Source organism: Stenotrophomonas sp., from assembly GCF_036662295.1.
In the GTDB taxonomy this organism is placed as follows: Bacteria; Pseudomonadota; Gammaproteobacteria; order Xanthomonadales; family Xanthomonadaceae; genus Stenotrophomonas.
Window position 1 is genome coordinate 35,969 of the sequence record NZ_JAVWXA010000010.1, and the last position, 24,547, is coordinate 60,515.

General features: G+C 68.4%; 32 protein-coding genes and 1 tRNA gene. 20 read left to right on the plus strand and 13 right to left on the minus strand.

Annotated features, from left to right (window positions below; all coding sequences use genetic code 11):
• The first annotated feature begins 70 nt into the window (after positions 1-70).
• The 5 genes from RSA25_RS03550 to dxs all read left to right on the plus strand — a co-directional run bounded on the left by RSA25_RS03550 (position 71) and on the right by dxs (position 6,057).
• Positions 71-610: a lipocalin family protein gene (locus tag RSA25_RS03550; protein WP_332807536.1), complete on the plus strand. Its 540-nt coding sequence runs from the start codon at positions 71-73 to the stop codon at positions 608-610.
• Between the two features lie 237 nt (positions 611-847).
• Positions 848-1,336, plus strand: coding sequence for a hypothetical protein (locus RSA25_RS03555; protein ID WP_332807537.1), 489 nt, complete (start codon positions 848-850; stop codon positions 1,334-1,336).
• A 46-nt stretch (positions 1,337-1,382) separates the two neighbouring features.
• Positions 1,383-3,173: an acyl-CoA dehydrogenase C-terminal domain-containing protein gene (locus tag RSA25_RS03560; RefSeq protein WP_332807538.1), complete on the plus strand. Its 1,791-nt coding sequence runs from the start codon at positions 1,383-1,385 to the stop codon at positions 3,171-3,173.
• A 201-nt stretch (positions 3,174-3,374) separates the two neighbouring features.
• Complete coding sequence (locus RSA25_RS03565; protein WP_332807539.1) at positions 3,375-4,034, plus strand: HNH endonuclease; 660 nt, start codon at positions 3,375-3,377, stop codon at positions 4,032-4,034.
• 112 nt (positions 4,035-4,146) lie between these two features.
• Positions 4,147-6,057, plus strand: a complete 1,911-nt coding sequence (gene dxs, locus RSA25_RS03570; RefSeq protein ID WP_332807540.1) for a 1-deoxy-D-xylulose-5-phosphate synthase — start codon at positions 4,147-4,149, stop codon at positions 6,055-6,057.
• Positions 6,058-6,098: 41 nt separating this feature from the next.
• Here the strand turns inward: dxs and RSA25_RS03575 are convergent, their stop codons facing one another.
• The 3 genes from RSA25_RS03575 to RSA25_RS03585 form a co-directional block, all read right to left on the minus strand.
• Positions 6,099-6,302, minus strand: coding sequence for a hypothetical protein (locus RSA25_RS03575; RefSeq protein WP_332807541.1), 204 nt, complete (start codon positions 6,300-6,302; stop codon positions 6,099-6,101).
• A gap of 152 nt (positions 6,303-6,454) precedes the next feature.
• The gene (locus tag RSA25_RS03580; RefSeq protein WP_332807542.1) at positions 6,455-6,985 is read right to left on the minus strand and encodes a DUF3011 domain-containing protein; all 531 of its coding nucleotides are present in this window, start codon (positions 6,983-6,985) and stop codon (positions 6,455-6,457) included.
• Positions 6,986-7,140: 155 nt separating this feature from the next.
• Positions 7,141-7,809 (minus strand): response regulator transcription factor, encoded by a 669-nt coding sequence (locus RSA25_RS03585; RefSeq protein WP_332807543.1) that lies wholly within the window; start codon positions 7,807-7,809, stop codon positions 7,141-7,143.
• 372 nt (positions 7,810-8,181) lie between these two features.
• On the opposite strand from RSA25_RS03585, the gene RSA25_RS03590 reads away from it, so the two are divergent.
• The 5 genes from RSA25_RS03590 to RSA25_RS03610 all read left to right on the plus strand — a co-directional run bounded on the left by RSA25_RS03590 (position 8,182) and on the right by RSA25_RS03610 (position 10,829).
• Positions 8,182-8,874 carry a hypothetical protein gene (locus tag RSA25_RS03590; RefSeq protein WP_332807544.1) on the plus strand — a complete coding sequence of 231 codons (693 nt, stop codon included), beginning with the start codon at positions 8,182-8,184 and terminating at the stop codon, positions 8,872-8,874.
• Positions 8,875-8,876: 2 nt separating this feature from the next.
• Positions 8,877-9,422 carry an ATP/GTP-binding protein gene (locus tag RSA25_RS03595; RefSeq protein WP_332807545.1) on the plus strand — a complete coding sequence of 182 codons (546 nt, stop codon included), beginning with the start codon at positions 8,877-8,879 and terminating at the stop codon, positions 9,420-9,422.
• On the plus strand, positions 9,415-9,813 hold the full coding sequence (locus RSA25_RS03600; RefSeq protein WP_332807546.1) for a roadblock/LC7 domain-containing protein: 399 nt from the start codon (positions 9,415-9,417) through the stop codon (positions 9,811-9,813). The genes RSA25_RS03595 and RSA25_RS03600 overlap by 8 nt, the downstream gene beginning before the upstream one ends.
• A 95-nt stretch (positions 9,814-9,908) precedes the next feature.
• Complete coding sequence (locus RSA25_RS03605; RefSeq protein WP_332807564.1) at positions 9,909-10,235, plus strand: hypothetical protein; 327 nt, start codon at positions 9,909-9,911, stop codon at positions 10,233-10,235.
• Between the two features lie 129 nt (positions 10,236-10,364).
• Positions 10,365-10,829: a pilin gene (locus tag RSA25_RS03610; protein WP_332807547.1), complete on the plus strand. Its 465-nt coding sequence runs from the start codon at positions 10,365-10,367 to the stop codon at positions 10,827-10,829.
• A gap of 47 nt (positions 10,830-10,876) precedes the next feature.
• Here the strand turns inward: RSA25_RS03610 and RSA25_RS03615 are convergent, their stop codons facing one another.
• Positions 10,877-11,080: a hypothetical protein gene (locus tag RSA25_RS03615; protein ID WP_332807548.1), complete on the minus strand. Its 204-nt coding sequence runs from the start codon at positions 11,078-11,080 to the stop codon at positions 10,877-10,879.
• 358 nt (positions 11,081-11,438) lie between these two features.
• On the opposite strand from RSA25_RS03615, the gene RSA25_RS03620 reads away from it, so the two are divergent.
• The gene (locus tag RSA25_RS03620; protein WP_332807565.1) at positions 11,439-11,681 is read left to right on the plus strand and encodes a peptidase; all 243 of its coding nucleotides are present in this window, start codon (positions 11,439-11,441) and stop codon (positions 11,679-11,681) included.
• A gap of 64 nt (positions 11,682-11,745) precedes the next feature.
• Here the strand turns inward: RSA25_RS03620 and RSA25_RS03625 are convergent, their stop codons facing one another.
• Positions 11,746-13,101: a HAMP domain-containing sensor histidine kinase gene (locus tag RSA25_RS03625; protein ID WP_332807549.1), complete on the minus strand. Its 1,356-nt coding sequence runs from the start codon at positions 13,099-13,101 to the stop codon at positions 11,746-11,748.
• Positions 13,098-13,772, minus strand: a complete 675-nt coding sequence (locus RSA25_RS03630) for a response regulator transcription factor (RefSeq protein ID WP_332807550.1) — start codon at positions 13,770-13,772, stop codon at positions 13,098-13,100. Before RSA25_RS03630 ends, RSA25_RS03625 begins: the two co-directional genes overlap by 4 nt.
• A 118-nt stretch (positions 13,773-13,890) precedes the next feature.
• On the opposite strand from RSA25_RS03630, the gene RSA25_RS03635 reads away from it, so the two are divergent.
• The 4 genes from RSA25_RS03635 to RSA25_RS03650 all read left to right on the plus strand — a co-directional run bounded on the left by RSA25_RS03635 (position 13,891) and on the right by RSA25_RS03650 (position 16,281).
• The gene (locus RSA25_RS03635) at positions 13,891-14,727 is read left to right on the plus strand and encodes a MipA/OmpV family protein (RefSeq protein WP_332807551.1); all 837 of its coding nucleotides are present in this window, start codon (positions 13,891-13,893) and stop codon (positions 14,725-14,727) included.
• A 1-nt stretch (position 14,728) separates the two neighbouring features.
• Positions 14,729-14,968 (plus strand): hypothetical protein, encoded by a 240-nt coding sequence (locus RSA25_RS03640; protein ID WP_332807552.1) that lies wholly within the window; start codon positions 14,729-14,731, stop codon positions 14,966-14,968.
• Between the two features lie 41 nt (positions 14,969-15,009).
• Complete coding sequence (locus RSA25_RS03645; RefSeq protein ID WP_332807553.1) at positions 15,010-15,435, plus strand: hypothetical protein; 426 nt, start codon at positions 15,010-15,012, stop codon at positions 15,433-15,435.
• Between the two features lie 75 nt (positions 15,436-15,510).
• Entirely contained in the window at positions 15,511-16,281 is a 771-nt protein-coding gene (locus tag RSA25_RS03650; RefSeq protein WP_332807554.1) for a transporter, read from the plus strand.
• Between the two features lie 61 nt (positions 16,282-16,342).
• On the opposite strand, the gene RSA25_RS03655 is transcribed toward RSA25_RS03650, so the two are convergent.
• A complete protein-coding gene (locus RSA25_RS03655; RefSeq protein ID WP_332807555.1) occupies positions 16,343-16,516 on the minus strand; it encodes a DUF1328 family protein in 174 nt (57 codons plus the stop codon).
• Between the two features lie 110 nt (positions 16,517-16,626).
• Complete coding sequence (locus RSA25_RS03660; RefSeq protein ID WP_332807556.1) at positions 16,627-17,082, minus strand: GNAT family N-acetyltransferase; 456 nt, start codon at positions 17,080-17,082, stop codon at positions 16,627-16,629.
• Between the two features lie 128 nt (positions 17,083-17,210).
• Between RSA25_RS03660 and RSA25_RS03665 the strand changes: the two genes are divergently transcribed.
• The 5 genes from RSA25_RS03665 to RSA25_RS03685 all read left to right on the plus strand — a co-directional run bounded on the left by RSA25_RS03665 (position 17,211) and on the right by RSA25_RS03685 (position 20,014).
• A complete protein-coding gene (locus RSA25_RS03665; RefSeq protein ID WP_332807557.1) occupies positions 17,211-17,693 on the plus strand; it encodes a hypothetical protein in 483 nt (160 codons plus the stop codon).
• Positions 17,694-18,275: 582 nt separating this feature from the next.
• Positions 18,276-18,620, plus strand: coding sequence for a multidrug efflux SMR transporter (locus tag RSA25_RS03670; protein WP_332807558.1), 345 nt, complete (start codon positions 18,276-18,278; stop codon positions 18,618-18,620).
• Complete coding sequence (locus RSA25_RS03675; protein WP_332807559.1) at positions 18,620-19,204, plus strand: TetR/AcrR family transcriptional regulator; 585 nt, start codon at positions 18,620-18,622, stop codon at positions 19,202-19,204. Before RSA25_RS03670 ends, RSA25_RS03675 begins: the two co-directional genes overlap by 1 nt.
• 82 nt (positions 19,205-19,286) lie before the next feature.
• Entirely contained in the window at positions 19,287-19,490 is a 204-nt protein-coding gene (locus RSA25_RS03680) for a DUF4160 domain-containing protein (protein ID WP_332807560.1), read from the plus strand.
• Positions 19,491-19,540: 50 nt separating this feature from the next.
• Positions 19,541-20,014: a hypothetical protein gene (locus tag RSA25_RS03685; protein ID WP_332807561.1), complete on the plus strand. Its 474-nt coding sequence runs from the start codon at positions 19,541-19,543 to the stop codon at positions 20,012-20,014.
• A gap of 148 nt (positions 20,015-20,162) precedes the next feature.
• Here the strand turns inward: RSA25_RS03685 and RSA25_RS03690 are convergent.
• The 5 genes from RSA25_RS03690 to RSA25_RS03710 all read right to left on the minus strand — a co-directional run bounded on the left by RSA25_RS03690 (position 20,163) and on the right by RSA25_RS03710 (position 24,449).
• Positions 20,163-20,239, minus strand: a tRNA-Pro gene (locus tag RSA25_RS03690).
• A 67-nt stretch (positions 20,240-20,306) separates the two neighbouring features.
• A complete protein-coding gene (locus tag RSA25_RS03695) occupies positions 20,307-20,663 on the minus strand; it encodes a MerR family transcriptional regulator (RefSeq protein ID WP_125361692.1) in 357 nt (118 codons plus the stop codon).
• Positions 20,644-20,943 carry an integration host factor subunit alpha gene (locus tag RSA25_RS03700; protein WP_005410432.1) on the minus strand — a complete coding sequence of 100 codons (300 nt, stop codon included), beginning with the start codon at positions 20,941-20,943 and terminating at the stop codon, positions 20,644-20,646. Before RSA25_RS03700 ends, RSA25_RS03695 begins: the two co-directional genes overlap by 20 nt.
• A 26-nt stretch (positions 20,944-20,969) precedes the next feature.
• Positions 20,970-23,351, minus strand: coding sequence for a phenylalanine--tRNA ligase subunit beta (pheT, locus tag RSA25_RS03705; protein WP_332807562.1), 2,382 nt, complete (start codon positions 23,349-23,351; stop codon positions 20,970-20,972).
• Between the two features lie 102 nt (positions 23,352-23,453).
• Positions 23,454-24,449 carry a phenylalanine--tRNA ligase subunit alpha gene (locus RSA25_RS03710; protein ID WP_332807563.1) on the minus strand — a complete coding sequence of 332 codons (996 nt, stop codon included), beginning with the start codon at positions 24,447-24,449 and terminating at the stop codon, positions 23,454-23,456.
• Between the last annotated feature and the right edge of the window lie 98 nt (positions 24,450-24,547).

Sequence of the window (24,547 nt, forward strand, 5' to 3'; positions counted from 1 at the left end):
TGACGGAAACTTCACACACCGCCCCTGCCCCGCGCCTAAGCTCGGGCGGGTCCTGCCGGGAGTGCCGTCGATGCGTATCCGTGAGTCCTTGATTGCCGCGTTGCTGGCCCTGTCGGCCAGCGCCAGTGCGTGGGCGGCCCCGGTCACCTCCGTGCCGGCCCTGGACATGGGCCGCTACGCCGGCCAATGGCACGAGATCGCGCACCTGCCGGTGTCGTTCCAGAAAAAGTGCGTGGGCGATATCACCGCCACCTATGCGCTGCGCGGAGACGGGCGCATCAGCGTGTACAACGCCTGCCGCGTTGCCGAAGGCGAGCGCATCGCCGCCGAAGGCGTGGCGCGCCCGGTGGAGGGCCATCCCGGTCGCCTGCAGGTGCGCTTCGCGCCGGACTGGCTGAGCTGGGTGCCACTGGTGTGGGCCGACTACTGGGTGATCGCCCTCGACCCGGATTACCAATGGGCCGTGGTCGGCGATCCGGCGCACAAGTACCTGTGGATCCTCTCGCGCTCCCCGCGCATGGACAGCGCCCTGTTCGCCCAGCTCAAGGCGCGTGCCGAAGCGATGGGCTACGACCTGGCGCCGCTGCGGGTGATGGCCCCGGTCGATTGAGGCCACGCCAGACTGACCACGTCGCCGGCCTGCCCTTGCGCGCCCGATCCTGCACGCGGTTCGCACCCCACCGCACACCCTCGCCCACCTGCCGCCCGCACCGGCCCCGCACCGGTCCGGCGCGCGCGGCAGGGGCGCGCCAGGCACTACCCTTGCAGCACCCATCCCAACCCAGCCAAATCACCATACGCCGTAGTATGCTTTGGCCCACGCAGCACCCGCACGAGGATTGCGCCTATGCACCACCGTTTTCGTACCGTCCTGATGATCGCCCTGGTGGCCGGCACCACCCTGGCCCTGGCCGCCTGCAACAGCGGCGTGGTCAAGCGCGTCTCACCGCCTGCGGCCAGCGTCCAGCAGCTCACCGTGCGCGCCGACGGCGGCTGGGACATCGCGCTGCGCCTGCAGAACTTCAGCTCGATGCCGATGCGCTTCGAGGACGTCAACCTGACCCTCACCGTGGGCGATGAAACCGCAGGCACGCTGGCCACCCGGCCGGACCTGTCCATCGGCGGCGTCTCCGCCGACGTGATCACCCTGCAGCTCAAGCCGGCCTCCGGCGCGCGCCTGGTCATGGCCGATGCGCTGGCCGGCAACCGCACCCTGGCCTACGCGCTGAAGGGCACGGTCAGCGCCACGCCGCAGGAAAAGAAACAACGCAGCTTCGAGGTGGACAGCCGCAGCACCCTCAACCAGGCCCCCGGCCTGCCCGGCGTGCTGCGCTGACCGTCCGCCCCACCGCCCCCCCTTTGCACCTGATCGAGACCTGACGATGAGCCGCTACACCGCCCCGCTTTCCGATATCCGTTTCGCCCTGCATGACGTGCTCAAGGTCGAACCGCTGTTCGCCCGCCTCGGCTTTGCCGACGCCACCCCCGACGTGGTCGATGCCGTGCTGGAAGAAGCCGGCCGCTTCAGCGCCACCGTGCTGGCGCCGCTCAACAGCGTGGGCGACGAGATCGGCTGCGTGCTCGACCAGGCCAGCGGCGAGGTCACCACCCCGCCGGGCTTCAAGCAGGCCTATGCGCAGTTCGTCGAGGGCGGCTGGACCGGCCTGACCGCCGCACCGGAGCTGGGTGGCCAGGGCCTGCCGCACACCCTGGGCGTGCCGCTCAACGAGATGATCAATGCCGCCAACCTGGCGTGGGGCAACTTCCCGCTGCTCTCCCACGGTGCCATCGAAGCGCTCAAGCAGCACGGCGAAGCCTGGCAGCAGGAGGCCTTCCTCAAGCCGCTGATCGAAGGCCGCTGGACCGGCACCATGTGCCTGACCGAACCGCACTGCGGCACCGACCTGGGCCTGCTCAAGACCAAGGCCGAACCCAACGCCGACGGCAGCTACGCCATCACCGGCACCAAGATCTTCATCACCGCCGGCGAGCACGACCTCACCGACAACATCGTCCACCTGGTACTGGCCAAGCTGCCCGACGCCCCGGCCGGCGCCAAGGGCATCTCGCTGTTTGTCACCCCCAAGTTCAAGGTGGACCGCAGCGGTGCGGTCGGCGAGCGCAACGCGCTGCGCTGCGGCTCGATCGAGCACAAGATGGGCATCAAGGGCTCGGTCACCTGCGTGATGAACTTCGACGGCGCCGAGGGTTACCTGGTGGGCCAGCCGCACAAGGGCCTGCAGGCGATGTTCACCATGATGAACACCGCGCGCCTGGGGGTTGGCCTGCAGGGCATCGGCCTGTCCGAGCGCGCCTACCAGAATGCCCTCCACTACGCCCGCGAGCGCCTGCAGTCGCGCTCGCTGAGCGGCCCGAAGAACCCGGAGAAGCCGGCCGACCCGATCCTGGTCCATCCGGACGTGCGCCGCATGCTGCTGATCATCAAGTCGCTGGTGGAAGGCAGCCGCCTGCTGGCCCTGCACGCGGCCACCCTGGTGGACGTGGCCCACCACGCCGAGGATGCCGCCGAGCGCGAGCGCGCCGACACCCTGGTCAGCTTCCTCACCCCGATCTCCAAGGCCTGCCAGACCGAGTGGGGCATCGAGAACACCTACAACGCCCTGCAGTGCTTCGGTGGCCACGGCTACATCCGCGAGCACGGCATGGAGCAGCTGGCCCGCGACGCCCGCATCACCACCCTCTATGAAGGCACCACCGGCATCCAGGCGCTGGACCTGATCGGGCGCAAGACCGCCTCCAGCCAGGGCGCCGGGCTGAAGCTGATGCTGGCCGAGATCGAGGCCTTCGCCCAGGCCCACGAGGGCGACGAGGCACTGGCCGAGTTCATCGCACCGCTGCGCGCCAAGGCCGCCGAGTGGGGCAAGCTGACCATGGCCACCCTGCAGCGCGCGGCCGGCAACCCGGATGAACTGGGCGCGGCCAGCTTCGACTACCTGTTCTATTCCGGCTACGTGGTGCTGGCCTACTGGTGGGCGCGCAGTGTTGCCGCGGCCGAGGCCTCGGCACAGGGCGCGGCCTTCAAGCAGGCCAAGCGCGAGACCGCGCGCTTCTATTTCGCCCGTGTGCTGCCGCGCACCCTCAGCCACGCCGCCGCGATCCAGGCCGGTGCCGAATCGTTGATGGCGATGGAAGACGCGCACTTCGGCGAATAAGGCCGCCCAGGGCGTCGGCTTGGCATTCGTGCCGACCAACGGTCGGCACCGACCGGGTGGCGGTGTTGACCGCCCCCCCCCCCGGCCGCCCGGGACGCCGGGGTACACGAGGCGTGCCCGAACCGGAATGATGGCCATTTGGGTCTCGCCGTCGCTGGCGATACCCAAATGGCCATCATTCCGGTATAAGCTGTTTTCCCGATGGAGACAGACACTACTCGCTTAGGTCTGATCGATACCGGAGCCTCGTCCGCCCCGGTCGACGAAGTGTCGCCCATCGCCACCCTGCACCGCCCCGGCAGCGTGCGCCTGCTGTCGCTGGACGCACATGGCCGCGTGCTGGACTGGATCAACTGGCAGGACGCAGCCTGCCTCTACGCCCGTGATGCCGTCGCCTGGACCCTGGGCGACCCGTGCCTGCACATCCACGGCGGCACCAGCCGCATGACCGGCCTGCGCAGCGGCATGGACCTGCACCCGATCATCGCCGCCCGCGGCCACGCCCGCTCGCGCGCGCTGGACCCCACGCCCAACCTGTCCAACCAGGCGCTGTTCGCGCGCGACGCGCACCTGTGCCTGTATTGCGGCCAGCAGTTCAACCGCCCGCAACTGACCCGCGACCACGTCATGCCGATCTCCAAGGGCGGCCTGGATGTCTGGGAAAACGTGGTCAGCGCCTGCTTCCACTGCAATTCGCGCAAGAGCGACCGCACCCCGCAGCAGGCCGGCATGCCCCTGCTGGCGGTGCCCTACCGGCCCAGCTGGATCGAACACATGATCCTGTCCAACCGCCACATCCTGGCCGACCAGATGGCGTTCCTGAAGGCGCAGCTGCCCAAACGCTCCAAGCTGGCCGCCTGAACTGCGACACACTGTCGCAGGCATCGGCGCTGTTTGTCGTGGATGGCAGCCGTTTGCTTGCCCCACCCGTGTTTGGGGGGGAAAATAGGCGCTCAGAACAAGCGCGATAAACATGATCGATTCCGCCCGCTATCCCCGCCTGTCGCGCATCCAGTCACCGGATGACCTGCGTCGGTTCGACGAGTCCGAACTGCCTGCCATCGCCGATGAACTGCGCGCCTACCTGATCGAATCGGTCGGCCGCAGTGGCGGCCACTTCGGGGCCGGGCTGGGCGTGATCGAGCTGACCGTGGCCCTGCACTACCTCTACCAGACCCCGGTGGACCAGCTGGTGTGGGACGTGGGCCACCAGACCTACCCGCACAAGATCCTCACCGGGCGTCGCGACGAGATCCACACGGTCAAGCAGAAGGATGGCGTGGCGCCGTTCCCCAAGCGCGAGGAAAGCGAGTTCGACACCTTCGGCGTCGGCCATTCCTCCACCTCGATCTCGGCCGCGCTCGGCATGGCCATCGCCCGCCAGCAGCAGGGCGATGAGCGCAAGGTGGTGGCCGTCATCGGCGATGGCGCGATGACCGCCGGCATGGCCTACGAGGCGCTCAACCATGCCGGTGGCATGGACAGCGAACCGAACCTGCTGGTGATCCTCAACGACAACAACATGTCCATCTCCGAGGCCGTCGGCGGGCTGACCAAGATGCTGGGCCGCGCCACCGGCAGCCGCACGCTCAACGCGCTGCGCGAAGGGGGCAAGAAGATCCTGGGCGACAAGAAGAAGTCGCCGTCGGCGCGCTTCGTCAAGCGCTGGGAAGAACACTGGAAGGGCATGTTCGTGCCGTCCACGTTCTTCGAGGAAATGGGTTTCCACTACACCGGTCCGATCGACGGGCACGACATCCCCGCGCTGGTGGCCACGCTGAAGACGCTCAAGGGCCTCAAGGGCCTGAAGCTGCTGCACGTGATGACCACCAAGGGCAAGGGCTACGAGCGCGCCGAGGGCGACCAGATCGGCTACCACGCCGTGGCCCCCTTCGACCCGGACAAGGGCCTGGTCTCCAAGGGCGGCGCCAAGAAGCCCACCTACACCGACGTGTTCAGCGACTGGCTGTGCGATGCCGCCGCCGCCGAGCCGCGCCTGCTGGGCATTACCCCGGCCATGCGCGAAGGCTCCGGGCTGGTGCGTTTCAGCAAGGAATACCCGGAACGTTACTTCGACGTGGCCATCGCCGAGCAGCACGCGGTGACCCTGGCCGCCGGCATGGCCACCCAGGGCGCCAAGCCGGTGGTGGCGATCTACTCCACCTTCCTGCAGCGCGCCTACGACCAGCTGGTGCATGACGTGGCCGTGCAGGAGCTGGACGTGCTGTTTGCGATCGACCGCGCCGGCGTGGTCGGCCCGGACGGCGCCACCCATGCCGGCAACCTGGACCTGAGCTTCCTGCGCTGCGTGCCGCACATGGTGGTGATGGCGCCGGCCGACGAGGCCGAGTGCCGCCAGATGTTGACCACCGGCCTGCGCCATGCCGGCCCGGCCGCCGTGCGCTACCCGCGCGGCAGCGGCACCGGCGTGGCCGCCGGCACCGATCTGGCCACGCTGGAGATCGGCAAGGCCGAGCTGCGCGTGCCGGGCAGCCGCGTGGCCCTGCTGGCCTTTGGCAGCACCGTGCCGGCCGCCGAGGCGGTGGGCCGCGAGCTGGGCCTGAGCGTGGTCAACATGCGTTTCATCAAGCCGCTGGATCGTGCCCTGCTGCTGGAACTGGCGCGCACCCACGACGGGTTTGTCACCATCGAGGACAACGTGGTGGCCGGCGGCGCCGGCTCGGGCGTGGCCGAACTGTTCAATGCCGAAGACGTGCTCAAGTCGATCCTGCACCTGGGCCTGCCCGACAGCTTCCAGCACCACGCCAGCCGCGAAGACCTGCTGGCCGAGGCCGGCATCGATGCGGCCGGCATCCGCGCGGCCGTGTTGAAGCGTTGGCCGGCGCTGGCCGGCAACGACCACCCGCTGAGCGCCGCGGGCTGATGCATCCGGAGCGCCGACCCACGGTCGGCGCCCGCCATGCGCTAGCCGTAACGCACCGCTTCCACATAGGCCCCGCTGGCCTCCACCCGCACCGAGCTGCGGTGGCCGGTTTCGGTATGGTGCAGGCGCGCCAGGGCGTTGGCGAAATCGAACGCCTTGGCGCTGTCGTGGAAGCGGAAGGATTCCAGCTTGTCCGGGTGCAGCACCCGCCACAGGCGGTGTTCCAGTTGCAGGCGAATCAACATGCGGCGCTCTCTCCTTGAGGCGGTCGATCAGCGAAGGCCCGTCACGCCGGGCCGGCGGGTAAAGCCGGGGCTTCCCGCCCCGGACAGTACCCGATTCAAACTGTGACCTGTATCAGATTTTTCTGAGCCTCGTGCCGCGCCGATGAACCGGGTCAGTTGACCTGGAACTCGCCGCGGCAGCCGCCGTTCACCCACACGCCGTCACGGTCCCAGCCCCAGCTGCTGCCTTCCACGCACGCGGTGCGCGAGGTCTGCCGGATCAGGCGCGCATCGCGCCGGATGCTCACGTTGCAGCGGCGCAGGCGACGGTCGTTGGAGTCGCAGGTGATCACCTGCCCCCGTCCGCCACCCCAGCCGCCCCCGTTTCCGCCATGGCCGCCGCCGCGACGACCGCCTTCGGCAATGAATTCGGCGCGGCAGCCCTGGGTCACCCACACCCCGTCACGGGCCTGGCCCCAGGTCTGGCCTTCCACGCACGGCGAGCCCGAGAGCTGCCGCACCAGCCGCGCACGGCCCTGCAGCGGGCACTGCTGGGTGCGATTCTTGTTCGACTCGCAGCGCACCGGCCCACTGTTGTAGCCGTCGTCATAACCGCGATCGTAATGCTGCGCCTGCACCGAGGCCGCCAGCACCAGCATCGACGGCAACAACGCCCACGCCCATGCCCGCGTTCCCTGCTTCATTCCCTTGCTCCTCATGCCTGCCTCGACCCTGTGTTGGTGGTGCGGCAAGGATGTGGCAAAGCGGGCGCCGGTGACATAGGCCGAAAGTCGCTGATTTCATCCCCTATTTAGCTTCCCGACGCGCGGCTGACTGACCCGCCCCGCCGCCGGTCACATCAGCCCGTGTCGGACGGAGGGGGCACACCGGGCACCTGGCAGATGCCGTGCGCGATGGAATAGACGAACAATTCCGCATCGGTGCGGATGCCCAGCTTCTTCATGGCCGAGGCGCGCTGCCGGCTGACCGTGCTGATGGTGCGGTTGAAGCGGGTCGCGATCTCGGTCAGCGACGGGCCCGAGACGTACAGGCGCAGCACCTCGAACTCGCACGGGGTGAGGGCATGCAGTGCATGCGGGGCCGCGTCGACCTCCTCCAGCTGGAGGCGCAGGCCCTCGTCGATGTGCGTGCCGCCGGCACTCACCCGCGAAATCGCATGGGCGATCCGGTCGAACGCAGCGGACTTGTCCAGGATGCCGCGCACGCCCAGGCGCAGCGCCGCGCGCAGCGATGGCAGGCTGTTGAACATGGTCATGACCAGGATCGGCAGCTCCGGGTGGCGGCGGCGCACCGCCGCGAGCATGGCCTGTCCGTCCGGCAGCGGGCCACCGGGCATGGAGAAGTCCGTCAGCAGCACGTCGGCCGGGGTCTGCTCCAGCACCGCGGCCAGTTCGCCGGGGCTGGTGGCTTCGCCCACCACCCGATAGCGGTTGTCCGCGTGCAGGATGGCGCGCACGCCCTGCAGCACCACGGGGTGATCGTCGGCGACCACGACTCGAATTTCCATTGAACGTCCTTGCGTTGGACTCCCTGCGGGAGTCCTTCTTCATGGGATGCGTGCCCACGTCGCACGGGCGATGCCAGCGCATCGCATGCAGGCATCGTAGGCGCTTGAAGTTGCGGCGTTCCTCGCAGGCGATCGCAGTTTCCCGCGTTGAAATCGCAGCAAACGCAGTGATGCAAACACGCGGCATTTTCCAGTTCTTGCATGGACGCCTGCGCACCGCGCTGGTCTTCTATGTAGCCACTACGCCTGGCGCGAACCCTCCCCCGATTCCCGATGGACACCTCCTCCCTTCCGATCCGCTCGCCCGATCGTTCAGCCGTGCGTGCACGCAACGGACGCCGCCGGCGCTCTCCTCACTGCAAGGTGCGATCCATGAACCGGCCTGGTCGATTTACCCCGTTCCCCGTCGCCTCGGTTGCCGAACTGCACGCGGCGATTCCCGGGCGCATCCCCTTCGTGCAGCAACTTCGCCTGTACCTCGGCGCGGAGACGCAGCAGGGCGGCCGGCCATACTGCATCGCCGTGCTGCTGGGCCAGGACGCGCTGTGCTGGCTCGACGCCAGCCGCAACCGCATGCTCTATGCCGAACCGGCCAGTCGCAGTGTCGCCTGCCTGCGGAGGTTGCTGCAGGACACCCACGCACCGGTCTCGCTGCACCCGTTGTCGCGCGAAGATTTCGAACAGAAGGTAGCGGCCGGCCGTGCCCTGTCCATTGGCCCGACGCTGTGGACGCTGGGCCTGGAGGCCAGCGTCGAGGGCAGTCCGCTGCCGCCGCTGGCGCTGGAAACGCGCCTGAAATTGAGCCGTTGGCCGGACTTCCGCATCCTGGGCAATCGCCACGACGACTTCCGCCTCTGCGCGCTGCTGATCAAGCACGGGCTGGACGTGGCGACCTGCGGATCGGTGCTTGGTCTGTCGCAGCAGCACGTGCAGGCGTTCTTCAACGCGGCCTATCTCAGCGGCTATGCCTTCCCTGCCCGCGACACCGCGCGCGCCGTGCGCACCGGCGCGCAGAGTCGGCTGGCCGGCCTGTGGCGGCAGATCCGCGTGCACTGGAGTCACTGACCATGCAGGAACACAAAGTGGTGGTACTGGGCCCGATGGGCGCCGGCAAATCCACGCTCGTGCAGACCCTGGCGCAAGGCACGGCGATCGTGACCGAAGCGCGCAACACCGATCCGGCCGCCGCCAAGGAGTTCACCACCGTGGCCATGGACTACGCCGACATCCGGCTGCCCGGCGGCGACCGCCTGCGCCTGTATGGCACGCCCGGCCAGGCGCGGTTCGCCTTCCTGTGGCCGATTTTGCTCAAGGGCGCGCGCGGCGCCATCGTGCTGGTGGATGCCAGCGCCGGCGACGCGCACGACGATGCCCTGCACCACCTGCAGGCGATCCACCGCTGCAATCCCACCCTGCCGCTGGTCATCGGCATCACCCGCTGCGATGCAACCAGCGCCTTCATGCGCGACACCTGCGATGCCTGGCTGCAACGCCATGCCCCGACACTGCCGGCGATCCCGCTCGATCCGCGCAGCCCGCGCCAGGTAATCACCCTCATGGATGTGCTGATGAGCCAGATCGAATGCCAGGCGCTGGTGCATGCCGATGAGTAGTGCCCCACAACCGCAGGCCGAAGCGCCGCACCTGGCACGCGCCCTGGCCGCCTTGGCAAAGGAGGTCACCGGCCTGCAGGGCGCGGTGGTGGCCAGCACCGACGGCTTTGCATTGGCCCAACTCGGCCGCCAGGCCGACACGGTGGACCGCCTGGCCGCGATGACCAGCTCGATGCTCGCCCTCGCCGGCGCCCTTGGCCGCGAGCTGCGCTTTGGCGAACTGGACACCCTCATCCTCGATGCCGAGCACGGCAAGGTGCTGATGCTGGCCATCCCCGGTGACCCGGTGCGCCTGCTGATGGTGGCCTGCGATACCCGCGGCGTCATCGGCACGGTGTTGTGGCACGCCAAACAATGCGTGCGCGCCATCGCCGACGCACCACCGCAATGAACGCAGCAGCCCTGCTGCGCCGATTCTTCAACCGCCCCATTCCCCCTCGAGAGACTGCCATGAACAACTCAATCACCCGCTGCCTGGACTCCCTGATGCAGATCAACGGCGCCCAGGCCGTTGCCCTGGTCGACTATGAAAGCGGCATGCTGCTGGGCCAGGCCGGGGCCGGCGTTGACATGGAACTGGCCGCGGCCGGCAACACCGAAGTGCTGCGGGCGAAGATGAAAACCGCCGAAGCTCTCAACCTCAACGATGTCATCGAAGACGTGCTGATCACCCTCGGCCGTGCGTACCACGTGCTGCGCCCGGTGGCGGCCAAGAAAGGTCTGTTCTTCTACGTGGTGTTGGACCGGCAGAAGGCCAATCTGGCCTTGGCACGGCGCATGGTGCTGGAAGTGGAAGGGTCGCTGTCGATGTAAGCGGCCGCACTTTCCCAGTCCTTGCATATCCCATCGGTGGCCGTGGTGTTTCCATGGACGCAGTCCCGACACACCACGGCGGGATGACGCAATGCATCGACCCACTCATGAAAAGCAGGACACCTACCCATGGAAACTACCCATCACGGACACGCCACCAACGCCGGCACACGGCGCTCGCAGCGTGGCTTCACCCTGATCGAGCTGATGATCGTGATCGCCATCGTCTCCATCCTTGCGGCCGTCTCGTTTCCGCAGTACCAGAAGTTCATCGCCAAATCGAAACTGTCTGCTGCGTTCGCCGAAATTTCGGCGGGCAAGATCGGCGTCGAAGCGGCCATCGCAGAAGGCGTGGATGTGGACAATCCCATCGACATCGGCCTGGCCCAGGGGACCGAGCGCTGCAACACCATCGAGGTGGAGACGGATGTCGGCGACGGTTCTGCCAGCATTACCTGCAGCCTGAACGAGGATTCTGTCTACGGCGGTGGCGAGCTGGTGGTATCGCGGCTGTCGTCTTCCCTGTTGTGGGAATGCAGCGCCACATTGGGCAATGACGACGTCGATAACCTGCTGCCCAAGCCCTGCCGGTAATCAACGGCACGGCACTGCCCACCGGCCATCACCGGTGGGCAGCCCGCTCAGTCGTAACGCACCGCATCCACGAACGCATCCAGTGCCTCCACCCGCACGGCGCTGGCCAGGCCGGTCTCGGCATGGTGCTCGCGGGCCAGGGCATCGGCGAAGTCGAAGGCCACCGCACCGTTGGCAAAGCCGATCGGTTCGGGGTGGGTGGGATGGATGACGCGCCAGCGGCGGTCTTCGCATTTCACGGTGATCATCATGCGGATCGCTCCTGCAGGCCGTGCCTGCGGACGGGGCGGCGAGGAGACGGCTAACGACCCTCCCGCGTGGGAAAAAGTAACGTGCAAGCGCGCCAGCGCTCGACCTGCACGATACGGACGCGGCCAGATGGGGGATATCGGATTCGTCTGAAACTGGGGTTGGCCGACCGCCAATGGCGGCGTTTGCCGATGGCGTCCTCGCCCAACCGCCGGGCCGCCCCGGCCCGCCTCCCCTGCTGCTGCGGGGCATCCCGCAGTGCGACCGCGCTGCGCTCACCCACCCTTGCCACGGCCTCGCGCTACCCTGCCCGCTCCTGCACAGGAGAATCCGGCAATGCGGCGAACGATCCCCACCGTGATGTTGATCGGCCTGCTGACTGCGTGCAGCAGCCCCGCTCCCGCTCCAGCCCCGGTGCCAGCCCCCGCCAGCCTGCCGGGCGCCGACCGCGATGCGCACGGCTGCATCGGCTCGGCCGGGTATCGCTGGTGCGCGCGTGTGCAGCAGTGCGAGCGCCCCTGGGAGCTGGCCAAGGCCCAGCAGTTCGAGAACACCGCCGCCGCCTTCGACGCCTACTGCGCGGCAGCGCCTGCCGGCAGATAGCGCGGCGCTGCAAGCACGCAGCACCACCCCTTACGCGCACCCCTGCGCCAGGGAACGCCGCCGCTCAGCCGGCCGGCGTGCCGTCGCGGTCCACCGGCAAGGCCACCACGAAGCGCGCGCCGCCGCCGGGCGCACTCTCGGCGGCGATGCTGCCGGCGTGGCGCAGCATGATCTCGCGGGCCAGGTACAGGCCCAGGCCACTGCCACTGCCGCTGGGGCGCAGGCGATGGAAGGGCTCGAAGATCGCCTGCCGTTCCTGCTCGGGCACGCCGGAGCCTTCGTCGGTCACCGCCAGCACGCCGTCGGGCTGCAAGGCCACGGCGATCATGCCGCGCTCGCCGCCATGGGCGATGGCGTTCTGCAGCAGGCTGGCCACCACCCGATGCAGCGCATGCGGATCGCCGCGCACCCAGATCGGCGCGTCCGGTGCATCCACCGAGAAGGTGTAGCCGGCATCGAGCACCAGCGGCGCCACGTCGGCGGCCACCTCGCGGGTCAAGGCGGCCAGGTCCACGCGCTGGCTCTGGCTGCGATGGTGGTCCAGCCGCTGCAGGTCCAGCAGCTGCTCGGCGATGTTGCTGAGCCGGCTCAGGTCGCGCTGCAGGCGCGAACGTGACGGACCCGGCGGCAGGTCGTCGATGCGCGTGGCCAGGATCGCGATCGGCATGCGCAGCTCGTGCGCGGCCCCGACCAGGAAGCGGTCCTGGGCATCGTAGCTTTCGCCGATGCGGCGCACCGCCGCGTTGAACGCATCCACCAGCGGGAAGATTTCGGCCGGCACCGCGTGCGTGTCCAGGCCACCACCACGCTCGTTGATCTGGATCGCCGCCGCCTGCGCCGCCACCCGGTTCACCCCGCGCAGCGAGCGATGGATCGCCCACGGCGCCACCACCAGCGTGATCACGATCAGCGGCACGGTGATCCAGCCGCCGAGGTAGCCGATGATGACCAGCATCTGCCGCCACAAGCCGCGGTGCGGCATGCCGCCGATCATCACGTGCACGCGGCCTTCGGCCACCTCGTTGACCCAGATGCGCATCGCCAGCTCGGCCGCGCGCGAACGCGTGCGCATGTCGGTCGGCTCCAGGTACCGCAGCTGGTCCACCAGCGGGCGATACACCGCAGGCACCGCGCCATGGCTCACCTGGCGGCCGTCCTCGTCGCTGGCGGCAAACCAGAACGTGGCCGGGCGATCCTGCGCGGCCTGGTCCAGCGCGGCCCAGTCCACCTGCAGCGTATCGCCCTCGACACGGATCGACTTTGCGATCGACTCGCTCATCTGCCAGTCGATGTAGCCCGCACCGCTGTCGCCATATACCAGCACCATGCCGACCAGGCCCATCGCCACCATGGTCACCTGGATGAGGATGATCTTCCAGGCCAGGCTGAACGACAGCGACCCGGGCTTGAGGAACTTCATGCCACCTCCTTCAACAGATAGCCGATGCCACGCATGACGTGGATCTCCACCCGCGCGTCGGCCTCGGCCAGCGCCTTGCGCAGCTTGGACACGTGCGCATCCAGCGCATTGGACTGGATCGCATCGTCGAACCCGTACACCGCCTCCAGCAGCGCCGCGCGCGCCACGGTACGCCCCTGGCGCACGGCCAGCGCTTCGAGCACCAGCAACTGGCGGCGCGGCAACGCCAGCAGCACGCCCTCCACGCTGGCCTCGCGCGCCACGAAATCGAACTGCAGCCGCCCCAGCTGCAGCACCGGCAAGGCAATCTGCGACGGCCGCCGGGAGATCGCGCGGATCCGCGCCAGCAGCTCTTCCACCGCGAACGGTTTGGTCAGGTAGTCATCGGCGCCCACGTCCAGGCCGACCACGCGGTCGGCCACCGAATCGCGCGCGGTCAGCATGATCACCGGCAGGTTGGGCACCAGGCTGCGCGCGGTGCGCACGAAGTTGGCGCCATCGCCGTCGGGCAATTGCCGGTCCAGCAGCAGGATCTGGTGCACCTCGGCCTTCAGCGCCTGCGCGGCCTGGGCCATGCTGCCCACCACGTCCACCACCATGCCGTGCCGGCCCAGGCTGGCCTGGATGGCGTTGGCCAGTTCCGGATCGTCTTCGAGCAGCAGGATGCGCATGGGCGTGGCAGGCGGGGTAACGGCTGCCGATGGTACCGCGCGGCCCGGCGCAACGTTCCGACAATGTAGCCACGGCACCATGCCTGCTTGGCATTCCCAGTGTGGCAGGTACATGCGCGTGCGTTCCAAGGAAGATTTCCCCCAGGCAGGCTGCTGCCGTTCCGACGCCATCGACGGCGCCCCCTTCACCAGCGGCCGCTATCTGCTGGCCCTGGCCCTGGTCACCGTGGCCTGGCTGGCCGCCGGCAGCGCGATGGCCCAGGCGCCCGGCGCCAAGCCGCGCAGCAGCTTGGGCATGGCGGCGGTGGCGCTGAAGTCGCCGTATGCCGGCTACAAGACCGATACCCTCGGCGCGCCGATCATCAGTTACGAAGGGCAGCGGTTCCACCTGCGCGGCGGCAGCCTCGGCTTCAAGCTGCTCGACAATCCCACCACCGAAGTCTCGCTGCTGGCCTCGCCGTACATGATGCGTTTCAAGCGCAAGGACAGCGACGACCTGCAGATGCGGCAGCTGTCCAACCGGGGGTTTTCGGCGATGGCCGGCGTGGCGGTCCGCCACAGCGCCAGCTGGGGCCTGGTGCAGGCCAACGTGCAGGCCGAGGTCAGCGGCCACGGCGGTGGCCTGGCGGCCGATGCCAAATACGCCTATCCGTTGCCGGTGGGCAAGGTCACGCTGGTGCCCGCCGTGGGCGCCAACTACGCCGGGCGCGCGCTCAACGATTACTACTTCGGGGTGCGCAGCGCCGAGGCCCAGCGCAGCGGCCTGGCCCGCTATCGCGCGGGCGGCGGCGTGTCGCCCTACCTGGAGGCGACGGCGGTGCTGCCGCTGGGTCCGCACTGGACCGCCACGGCGTCGCTGCGCCGCGCACGCCTGTCCGATGCGATCAAGGACAGCCCGATGACCCGCGGCGACCACATGGATTCGGCCGCGCTCTCGCTCAGCTACGGGTTCTGACATGCGCCAGGGAATCGTCCGCCGTGTTGCCGAGATGGCCCTGCGCATCGAGCCGGACCGCGCCGCGGTGCTGGCCTGGATCCTGCACACCCCGCTGCCGTCGCTGGGCATGCAGACCACCTTCGAACTGGCCTGCAACGGCGAAGGCGAGCGGGTCATCGCCTTGTTGAACGACCTGTTGCTGCAGCCCGGCAACAGCGCGCCGCGGCTGCCGCAGCCCCCGGTCGCGGCGATGGCCTGAGCCACGCCGCGCGATCTTTTCGCCCGCCCCACGGAGCCCGCATGAGCCGCCCCTTCCCGATGATGAGCACCGAGGACAGCCCGCACGATCCCCTGCTGGCCGAGGCGCTGGTGGATTTCGACCGCGCGGTGCAGGGCCTGATCGCCGCCGATCCGCGCGTGCATGGGCGCTTCTCGCGCGCCTATGTCACCGCGATCTTCCGCGCCTGCCTCGCCCCGGCCGCCCCCGGCCCCGGCGCACCGCGCGGCCGGCCGGACCCGCAGATCGCCCAGGCGCTCAAGCAGTGGATCCAGGGCCAGCTGCTGCAGTATCCCGGCGAAGGCAGCGACCCCCGCCTCACCGCTGCACGCCGCGCCGCGCACGGCTTCTGGCTGCAGTCACTGGCCGACCCGGTCGATGCCGATGGCCGGCCCCGCGCCAACCGCCTGCTGGATGGCCTGCTGGCCCTGACCCACCCGCAGCCCTGAGCCCGGCGCGCACGCACCCTCACGATCCCTTGGCACGCGCTCTCCCAAGCTGCGCCGCTGACCGGAGATTGCACGATGCGTTTGCCTGCCACGCTTGCCCTGCTGTTGATTGCCGCGCCCGCCCTGGCCCAGGACGAGGGCGGGGAACCGCCCGCATTCGACCGCCCCGGCCTCGGGTTTGCGCCCACCACGTTGCCGCGCGGCAGCGTGGCGCTGGAATGGGGCCTGCCCAGCCTGGAGCGCGACCGCGATGATGCAGGCAGCCGCACCGAGCAGTACAGCAGCGACCTCACCCTGCGCATCGGCCTGGCCGAGCAGGTCGAACTGCAGGCCTTCAGCACGCCCTGGAACCAGCTGCGGGTGCGCCCGCGTGGCGCGCCCTCGCAACGCACGCAGGGTGCCGGCGACAGCGGACTGGCAGTAAAGATCGCGCTGCCCACCGCCTCGGACAGGCACGCGCTCGCACTGCTGGCCAGCAGCACGTTCGCCACCGGGTCACGCGATTTCAGCGAAGGCGGCACGCAGTACGCGCTCGGCGCCAGCTACGAATACGCCTTCGACGATCGCTGGAGCGGCGCCTTGTACGCCAATGCCACGCGCGGCGCCGGCCCGGACAGCGTCACCTGGTCGCCCAGCCTGAGCCTGGCCATGACCGAGCGGGTCAGCGGCTACCTCGAAGCCGGTTTCACCCACACCCGCGGCGAGCCAGGCACTGCCCTGGCCGGTGCCGGCCTCACCTGGCGCGTGTCGCGCGCTTTGCAGCTGGATGCATCCTTCGACCTCGGCCTGGACCACGACAGCCCCGACCTGCAGGCCGGGTTGGGCGTGTCGTTCCTGTTCCAGTAACGACAAAGGCCTGCGCATCACGGCGCAGGCCTTCGTCAGTAACCGTCGTTGGTTGTGAGCGTCAGGTCACTTTCTTGGCGATGGTCATGCCAAGCAGGAACAGCACCACCGCAATGATGATGCCCGCCCAGAACAGGAACTTGGCCACGCCGATGGCGGCGCCGCCGATACCGCCGAAGCCCAGCGCACCGGCGATGAGGCCGATGACGGCGAAGATGATGGCCCACTTGATCATGTTGATCCTTACCCGCAACCGGGATGACTGACAGGCATTGAACATAGTCGCGCCGCCGTCCCGCGCTCGTGAACGGCGCGCGTGAAGCACGTGAACGTTGACGGAGTAGATCAGCCTGCGTTGGCGATCAACGCGCGTGTCATCGGCTGGTAAACCAGCCCCGCCGACTCGGCCACCGCGCCGTCGGTGCGGAAGCCATGGCGCGCATAGAACGCGACCGACGACAACGACGCACTCACGGTGAGCACCTCGGTGCGCGCCTGTTGCACCAGTGCGGCCAGCAAGGCCTCGCCGATCCCTTCGCGCTGGCCGTCCGGGTCCACGAACAGCATCGCCACGTGGCGACGTTGCTTCAGTTCGGCCACGCCCTTGATCACCCCGCCCACGTCGAACACCTGCTGCAGGTTGTCCTGTTGGCCGCGCGCTGCAAAGGCGGCGGGCGCGGCGATCGCGCTGAAGGTTTCCACGCCACGCGTGGACAGCGACGGTGCCACCGCCTGCAGGAACGCGCGCATGCAGACCGCGCTGGCCTGCTCCAGGTCGGTGTCGCGCAGTGTCCTGATCATCCGGTTCTCCTTGTGTGGATCGCTCGCCTAACAGAACACTCTAAACGATGCCCACGCGATGATCGCGGACGCAGGCGACAGGCCCGGCCGAATCTGCTGAGATGGCCGGCCGCATCAGACTGCCCGCCATGTCCCTTCCTGCTGTTCCGCCTGCCTCCCGTGCCGTGCGCGCCGCGCGTGGCGCCTGCTGCATCGGCCTTGATCTTCTCGTGCTGTGCGCCACCTCATTCGCATTTGCAGGTGTGCTGACTTCCCTGCTCAGTGCCGAACGCCTGGGCTGGATGTGGCCGTTGATTGCTTACGACTACACGCGCGTTGATGTGGTGGTGCACGCCGTGTTGGCCAGCGTGGTGGTCATGCCCGCCCTGCTGCTGATGGGACGACTCGCACGCGTGCAAGCGTCGCCGCGCCTGCAGGCCGCGTGCTTCGCGCTGGCCACCCTGGTGGTGATCCGGCTCGGACCGCCGGATGCGCAGGTATTCGGGACCACCTGGACCCAGGGCGAAATCACCGTGGGCCTGTTCCTGCTGCAATGGCCGATCATCGTGCCGCTCACGGCGGTGGCGGTGCCGGTGCGGGACCTGTTGCGGCGCCTGAGTGGGCTGGGGTGAGGGCGTCGGAAGCATCGGAGCGGTCATGCGAGCACCTTGGAGCACCTCGGAAGGGGCTTTATCGAGCATTCATCAATCCATCCTTTTCAGTTAAATCAACAACTTACTGACGGTTTGATGGCTCCACATCAGCGTCCATCACTTCGCTAAGTACATTTACTTTGTGACCATTGCCTCAAATTCACACCTCCGTCACAATCGAGGCGTCCACTCCACTTGCACACGCCCATGCGCGCGCTTATCACCAAGCAACACCCGGCCCTGCTGAAGTTCTACTTCGTGGCCTGCTACGTGATCCTGATCGAAGAAGTGCTGCGCGCCATCGGCTAGGACGGCCACCCGACGCACGGCACCCCTGCCCGGCCGGACGGCACTGGAACGCGTATTCCGGCCCGGGGAATCCACCGCCTTTCCATGGGCGTTGACGTCGCGCGCGGCCGTCTGCAACGGGCCGTGCCGGCTGGCCTTGCGCCGGCCTTTTTCCGCGACGCAACACGGTCGCTGACGCAAGTGAAGTCATCCTGGATTCACCGCGCGAGCAAGTAACATACCGACCGATCGGTATTTAGTTCTCGGTGCTCCATGTCTCCCCTGGTTTCCGCTTATCTCTTCCTCTCCGGCGCGATCGTCGCCGAAGTCAGCGGCACGATGCTGCTGCAGACCACCCGGCAATTCACCCGGCTTGGCCCCACCGCCGGCATGGCGCTGTGTTACCTGGTCTCGTTCTACCTGCTCAGCCATGCGCTGAAGACGCTGCCGCTGGGCATCGCCTATGCGATCTGGGGTGGCGTGGGCATCGTGCTCACCCTGGTCATCGGCGTGACCGTGTTCAAGCAGTCGCTGGACTGGCAGGCCATCACCGGCGTGGCCCTGATCGTGGCGGGCGTGGTCATGATCAATGCGTTCTCCAAGGCGGCGGCACACTGATGGATACCGTCAAGCGACGCAGGCAACCGGACCACGTGCGCGCCGCCCTGCTCGACGCCGTCGTGCAGGAGGCCGTGCGTGCCGGGCTGGGCAGTGTCACGGTGCAGGGCGTGGCCGAACGCGCCGGGGTCAGCAAGGGCGCGTTGTTCCACCATTTCCCCAACCGCCAGGCCCTGCTGGAAGCGGCGCATGCCGAAGGCCTGGCGCAGTTCGGCGCGGACATCGACGCGTTGATGGCCGATGACCCGGTGCCCGCCGGCCGCTTCACCCGCGCCTATGTGCGCGCCACCTTCGCGGCAATGCAGGTGGAAGACCGCAGCTGGGCCAGGTTCTCACTCACCGCCGCAGTGGAACCGGCCTTCGCCGAACAATGGCGCCAGTGGCTGGGCGCCCGCCTGGACGCGGCGCCGGCCGAGGGCACCGATCCCCGCCTGCGGGTCGCACGGCTGGCCGCCGACGGCTACTGGTTCCAGATGCTGGGCGGTGGCTTCGGCGCGTACGACACGCGCGGCCTGGATGGGTTGCTGGCGTGCGTGCTGGGCTTCACCCATGACGCGCCGGCCGGAGAGGCCGCGCACGGCTGAGCCGGCCCGTTGGCCCTCAGGCTGGCGCCGCGGGGGTCCGCCAGCAGGGCGCTCATCGCCTCCAAGTGCAATGGTTGCACCGATGCAATGGTTGCACTATGCTGCGCTCATGCCGACAATCAGCCGTCTCCAGAACTGCACCATCACGATGTACGCCGCTGACCATCAGCCGCCGCACTTCCACGTAAGGATGCGCGACGGTCGTGAAGCCCTGATCGTCATCGACACGCTTGCAGTGCTGTCCGGTTCGATCAAGCCCCGCGAGCTGGCTGAAGCCCTCGCATAGGCCGGCGCGAACGTTCCAATCCTCATTGCCAAATGGCAGGAGTTGAACCCATGAACCAGCCGCAATTTGTGATTCAGCGCGTCTTGGCAGCTGGCCACGGTGTGCTTCGCATCATGTTCGGCGACGGCTTCGATGCTGTGGTCAACCTGCATGAAGTGATGGCCAAACACCCGACCCTGGCCAGGCTCAACGACCCGGCCGTGTTCGAACAGGTGACGCCAGACGAATGGAACCGGGGCGTGATGTTCGCCGGTGACGACGATCTGACGTTGGCCAGTGACAACCTGCGGGCCATGGCAATCGAGCAGACCGGCGAATACTCGCATCAGCAGGTGGTTGCATGGATGCACCACCACGCTCTGTCGCTGGACACCGCCGCCGAAGCGCTTGGGATCAGCCGCCGCATGCTGGCGTACTACCGCAGCGGCGAGCGACCCATTCCGAGGACCGTCGGGCTGGCGATGCTGGGCTGGGAAGCCCAGGAGAGCGGGCGGCACCTGCACGCATACGACAAGGTCGCGTAATGGGTGGCGCGCCGCGCGCCGGAACCTTCCGGTCGCGGTGCGTACAACGCACTGCATCGGGACAACGCAGCGATGGCGTGAATACAGGATGGAAAAAGAAAAAGGGCTCGCACTGAAAAGTGCAAGCCCTCGATCTTGTTACCAACAATGGTCGGGACGGCCGGATTTGAACCGACGACCCTCTGCCCCCCAGGCAGATGCGCTACCAGGCTGCGCTACGCCCCGATGTTGCTGGCAATGTCCCTGCTTTGCAGCAGGCCGACAAGTATAACGGGTTTGAACGAAAAATGGTTCAGCGACGGAGCAATTGCAGCACTTCTTCCAGTTCCATGCGCGTCTGCTTGATGATCTGGTTGCTCAGCGCCGATTCCTCGCGGGCACCAGCCCCTTCCAGGCGCAGGCGCGCGCCGCCGATGGTGTAGCCCTGCTCATAGAGCAGGCCGCGGATCTGCCGCACCATCAGCACGTCATGGCGCTGGTAGTAGCGGCGGTTGCCACGGCGCTTGGCCGGCTCCAGGCTGGGGAACTCGGTCTCCCAGTAGCGCAGCACGTGCGGCTTGACGTCGCACAGCTCGCTGACTTCACCAATGGTGAAGTAGCGCTTGGCCGGTATCGGCGGAAGTTCGCGGTTACTGCCCGGATCCAGCATATGCCTCTACCCTTTCCTTGAGCTTCTGGCCCGGACGGAAGGTGACCACCGTGCGGGCAGAAATCGGAATTTCCTCACCGGTCTTCGGGTTGCGGCCCGGGCGCTGGTTCTTGCGCCGCAGGTCGAAATTGCCGAAACCGGACAGCTTCACCTGGCGTCCCTGTTCCAGTGCCTCACGCAATACATCGAAGAACGCGTCGACAAATTCCTTGGCCTCGCGCTTGTTCAGACCCACTTCGTCGAACAGCTTTTCGGCCATCTCAGCCTTGGTCAATGCCATTGCCTGCTACCCCCCATGCTGCCCGCTCAACCGCGGATCCGGGCGTGGTGTTCACGCTCCATGGCAGAGACCGCCTCGGCCACTACCAACTCCACGTCGCGGTCCGTCAGAGTGCGCGACTTGTCCTGCAAAATCAAGCCCATAGCGAGACTCTTGAAACCCGGCTCGACCCCTTGGCCGACGTAACGGTCGAACAGGGTGACCTGGCGCAGCAGCGGGCCGACGGCACGCCGCAGGGTGGCTTCCAGGTCGGTCCAGGCCGCCGCTTCGGGCACCAGGAAGGCCAGGTCGCGGCGCACCGACGGGAAGCGCGACAGCTCGCTGGCACGCGGCAGCGCGCGCGCGGCCAGCAGGGCCAGGTCCAGTTCGAAGGCGAACACGTCCACGTCGATGTCCATGGCCTTGGCCAGGCGCGGGTGGACCTGGCCGATCCAGCCCAGGCTCACGCCATCGCGCAGCACCTCGGCCGAACGGGCCGGATGGCCGTACGGGCGCGTGCCGGGCTGGAAGGTGAGCACCGCGCCAGAGGCGGCGGCCAGCGATTCCAGATCGCCCTTGAGGTCGTGGAAATCGACCTTGCGGGTGGCCAGGCCCCACTGCTGCGGGTCGGCGTCGCCACAGACGGCGGCGGCCACGCGCGTGGTCTCGCGCGGTGCCGGGCTGCCCTCGCCCGCTTCCGGGTGGAAGCTGCGGCCCAGCTCGAACAGGCGCACGCGGCCGACCTGGCGCGCGGCGTTGCGGCCCAGCGTGGCCACCAGGCCCGGCAGCAGCGACGGGCGCATCACCGCCAGTTCGGCCGACAGCGGGTTGGCCAGCGCCACCACGTTCTGGTGCAGCTGCCAGTGCGCCAGCAGGCCGGCGTCGACGAAGGCGTAGTTGATGGTTTCCTGCAGGTCGCGGGCGACCAGCTGGCGGCGCACGCTGAGGTCGTCCAGGCGGGTTTCGCTGGGCATGGCGATGCGCGAGGCGCCGCCCGGCAGCGTGGTCGGGATCTGCTCGTAGCCATGGATGCGGGCCAGCTCCTCGATCAGGTCCTCCTCGATGGCGATATCGAAGCGGCGGCTCGGCGCGGTGACCTGCCAGCCGTCGGCGGCGCTGGCCACGTCCATGCCCAGCGCGCGCAGGATGCGCTCGACCTCGGCATCTGCGATCTGGATGCCCAGCACGCGGGCGATCCGCGCGCGACGCAGGGCGATGACCGCCGGCGTGGGCAGGTCGGCCGGCTGTACGGCTTCGCTCACCGGGCCGGGCGTGCCGCCGGCCAGCGCCAGCACCAGCCGGGTGGCGTACTCGATGGCGGTGCGCGGCAAGGCCGGGTCCACGCCACGCTCGAAGCGGTGGCCGGCATCGGTGTGCAGGCCCAGCTTGCGGCCGCGTCCCATGATCGCGGCGGGCGCGAAGTGCGCCGCTTCCAGGAACACGGCGGTGGTGTCGTCGGTGACGCGGGTATCCCAGCCGCCCATCAGGCCGGCCAGCGCGATCGGGCGATCGGCGTCGGTGATGACCAGGAAGCTGTCATCCAGCGCGGCGTCGCGCCCGTCCAGCAGCTTCAACGCTTCGCCGGCGCGCGAACGGCGCACGCCGATGCTGCCCTGCAGGGTGCCGAGGTCAAAGGCATGCATCGGCTGGCCCAGCTCGAGCATCACGTACTGGGTGATGTCCACCAGCAGCGACACCGGGCGCACGCCACTGCGGCGCAGGCGCTCGGCCATCCACAGCGGGGTGGCCGCGCGCGCGTCGATGCCCTCGATGATGCGGCCCACGTAGCGCGGCGCCTCGGCACCGGCGCCCAGCGCGATGGCCAGTTCGCGGGTGCCCACGGCGGCCACCGGCGCGGCATCGAAGGGCACCACTTCACTGGCGCACGCGGCGGCCACGTCGAAGGCGATGCCGCGGATGCTGAAGCAGTCGGCGCGGTTGGGGGTGAGCTTGATCTCGATGCTGGCGTCGGGCAGGCCCAGGTACTCCACCAGCGACTGGCCGACCGGCGCGTCGGCCGGCAGCTCGAACAGGCCGGCGGCATCGCTGTCCAGGCCCAGTTCCTTGGCCGAACACAGCATGCCGTTGGAGTCCACGCCACGCAGCTTGGCCGGCTTGATCGCAAGCTGGCCGATCTGCGCACCGATCATCGCCAGCGGCGCCAGCAGGCCCGGGCGCGCGTTCGGCGCGCCGCACACGATCTGCAGGTGCTCGCCCTGCCCGGCATCGACCTGGCAGATCTGCAGGCGGTCGGCTTCGGGATGGCGCTCGGCGGACACGATGCGCGCCACCACCACGTGGTCCAGGCCCGCGCCGAGCGCGGTCACCTCTTCCACTTCCAGGCCGATGGCGGTCAGCACCGCGCTGAGTTCATCGCGCGAGACCGAGGCGGGAACGTGGCTGCGCAGCCAGTTTTCAGAGAATTTCATGGTGTCACCCTGGTGGGCCCGGCGCAGGCGCCTGGGCTTTCTGTGTTGAACCGGTGGTTCTGGCCATCCCGCCGGGCAAGGCCCGGCGGCAGGCGGATGTGCTTACGCGAACTGTTTGAGGAACCGCACGTCGTTCTCGAAGAACGCGCGCAGGTCGTTGACCCCGTAGCGCAGCATCGCAAAGCGCTCCACGCCCAGGCCGAAGGCGAAGCCGGTGTAGCGCTCCGGGTCGATGCCCACGTTGCGCAGCACGTTGGGGTGCACCATGCCGCAGCCGAGCACTTCCAGCCAGCGGGTGCTGCCATCGGGCTGCTGCCAGGCGATGTCCACTTCCGCGCCGGGTTCGACGAAGGGGAAGTAGCTGGGGCGGAAGCGCATCTCGAAGTCGCGTTCGAAGAAGGCGCGCACGAACTCGGACAGCGTGCCCTTGAGGTCGGCGAAGGTGGAATGCTCGTCCACGAGCAGGCCTTCGACCTGATGGAACATGGGCGAATGGGTCTGGTCGCTGTCGCTGCGGTAGACCTTGCCGGCGGCGATCATGCGCAGCGGCGGCGCGTGGTCGCCCATGTAGCGCACCTGCACCCCGGAGGTATGCGTGCGCAGCAGGCGGCCATCGCCAAAGTAGAAGGTGTCGTGCATCGCACGCGCCGGGTGGTGCGGCGGGAAGTTGAGCGCTTCGAAGTTGTGCCAGTCATCTTCGATTTCCGGGCCTTCGGACACTTCGTAACCGAGCCGGCCGAAGATCTCGGTGATGCGCTCCAGGGTACGGGTGACCGGGTGCAGGCCGGCGCGATCGGCGCGGCGGCCCGGCAGGGTGATGTCGATCGCTTCGGCAGCCAGGCGCGCGTCCAGCGCAGCGTCCTCGAGCACGGCCTTGCGCTCGCCCAGCGCGGTGGTCAGCGCATCGCGGGCACGATTGATGGCTTCGCCGGCGGCCTTGCGCTCATCGGCCGGCAACGCACCGAGCTGCTTGAGCTGGGCGGTGATGCTGCCGTTCTTGCCGAGCAGCGCAACACGCAGGGCTTCCAGCGCATCGGGGCTGCTGGCGGCGGCCACGTCGGCCAGTGCCTGGGTGGTCAGGGATTGGATGTCACTCATGGATAGCCGGGACCTCGCGTCGGTATGCCTTCGCGATGCGCGCCGGGCCGACCCCCGTCGCCACCGCTGTCGGGTCGATGGCACGTTGCCGGCCACCG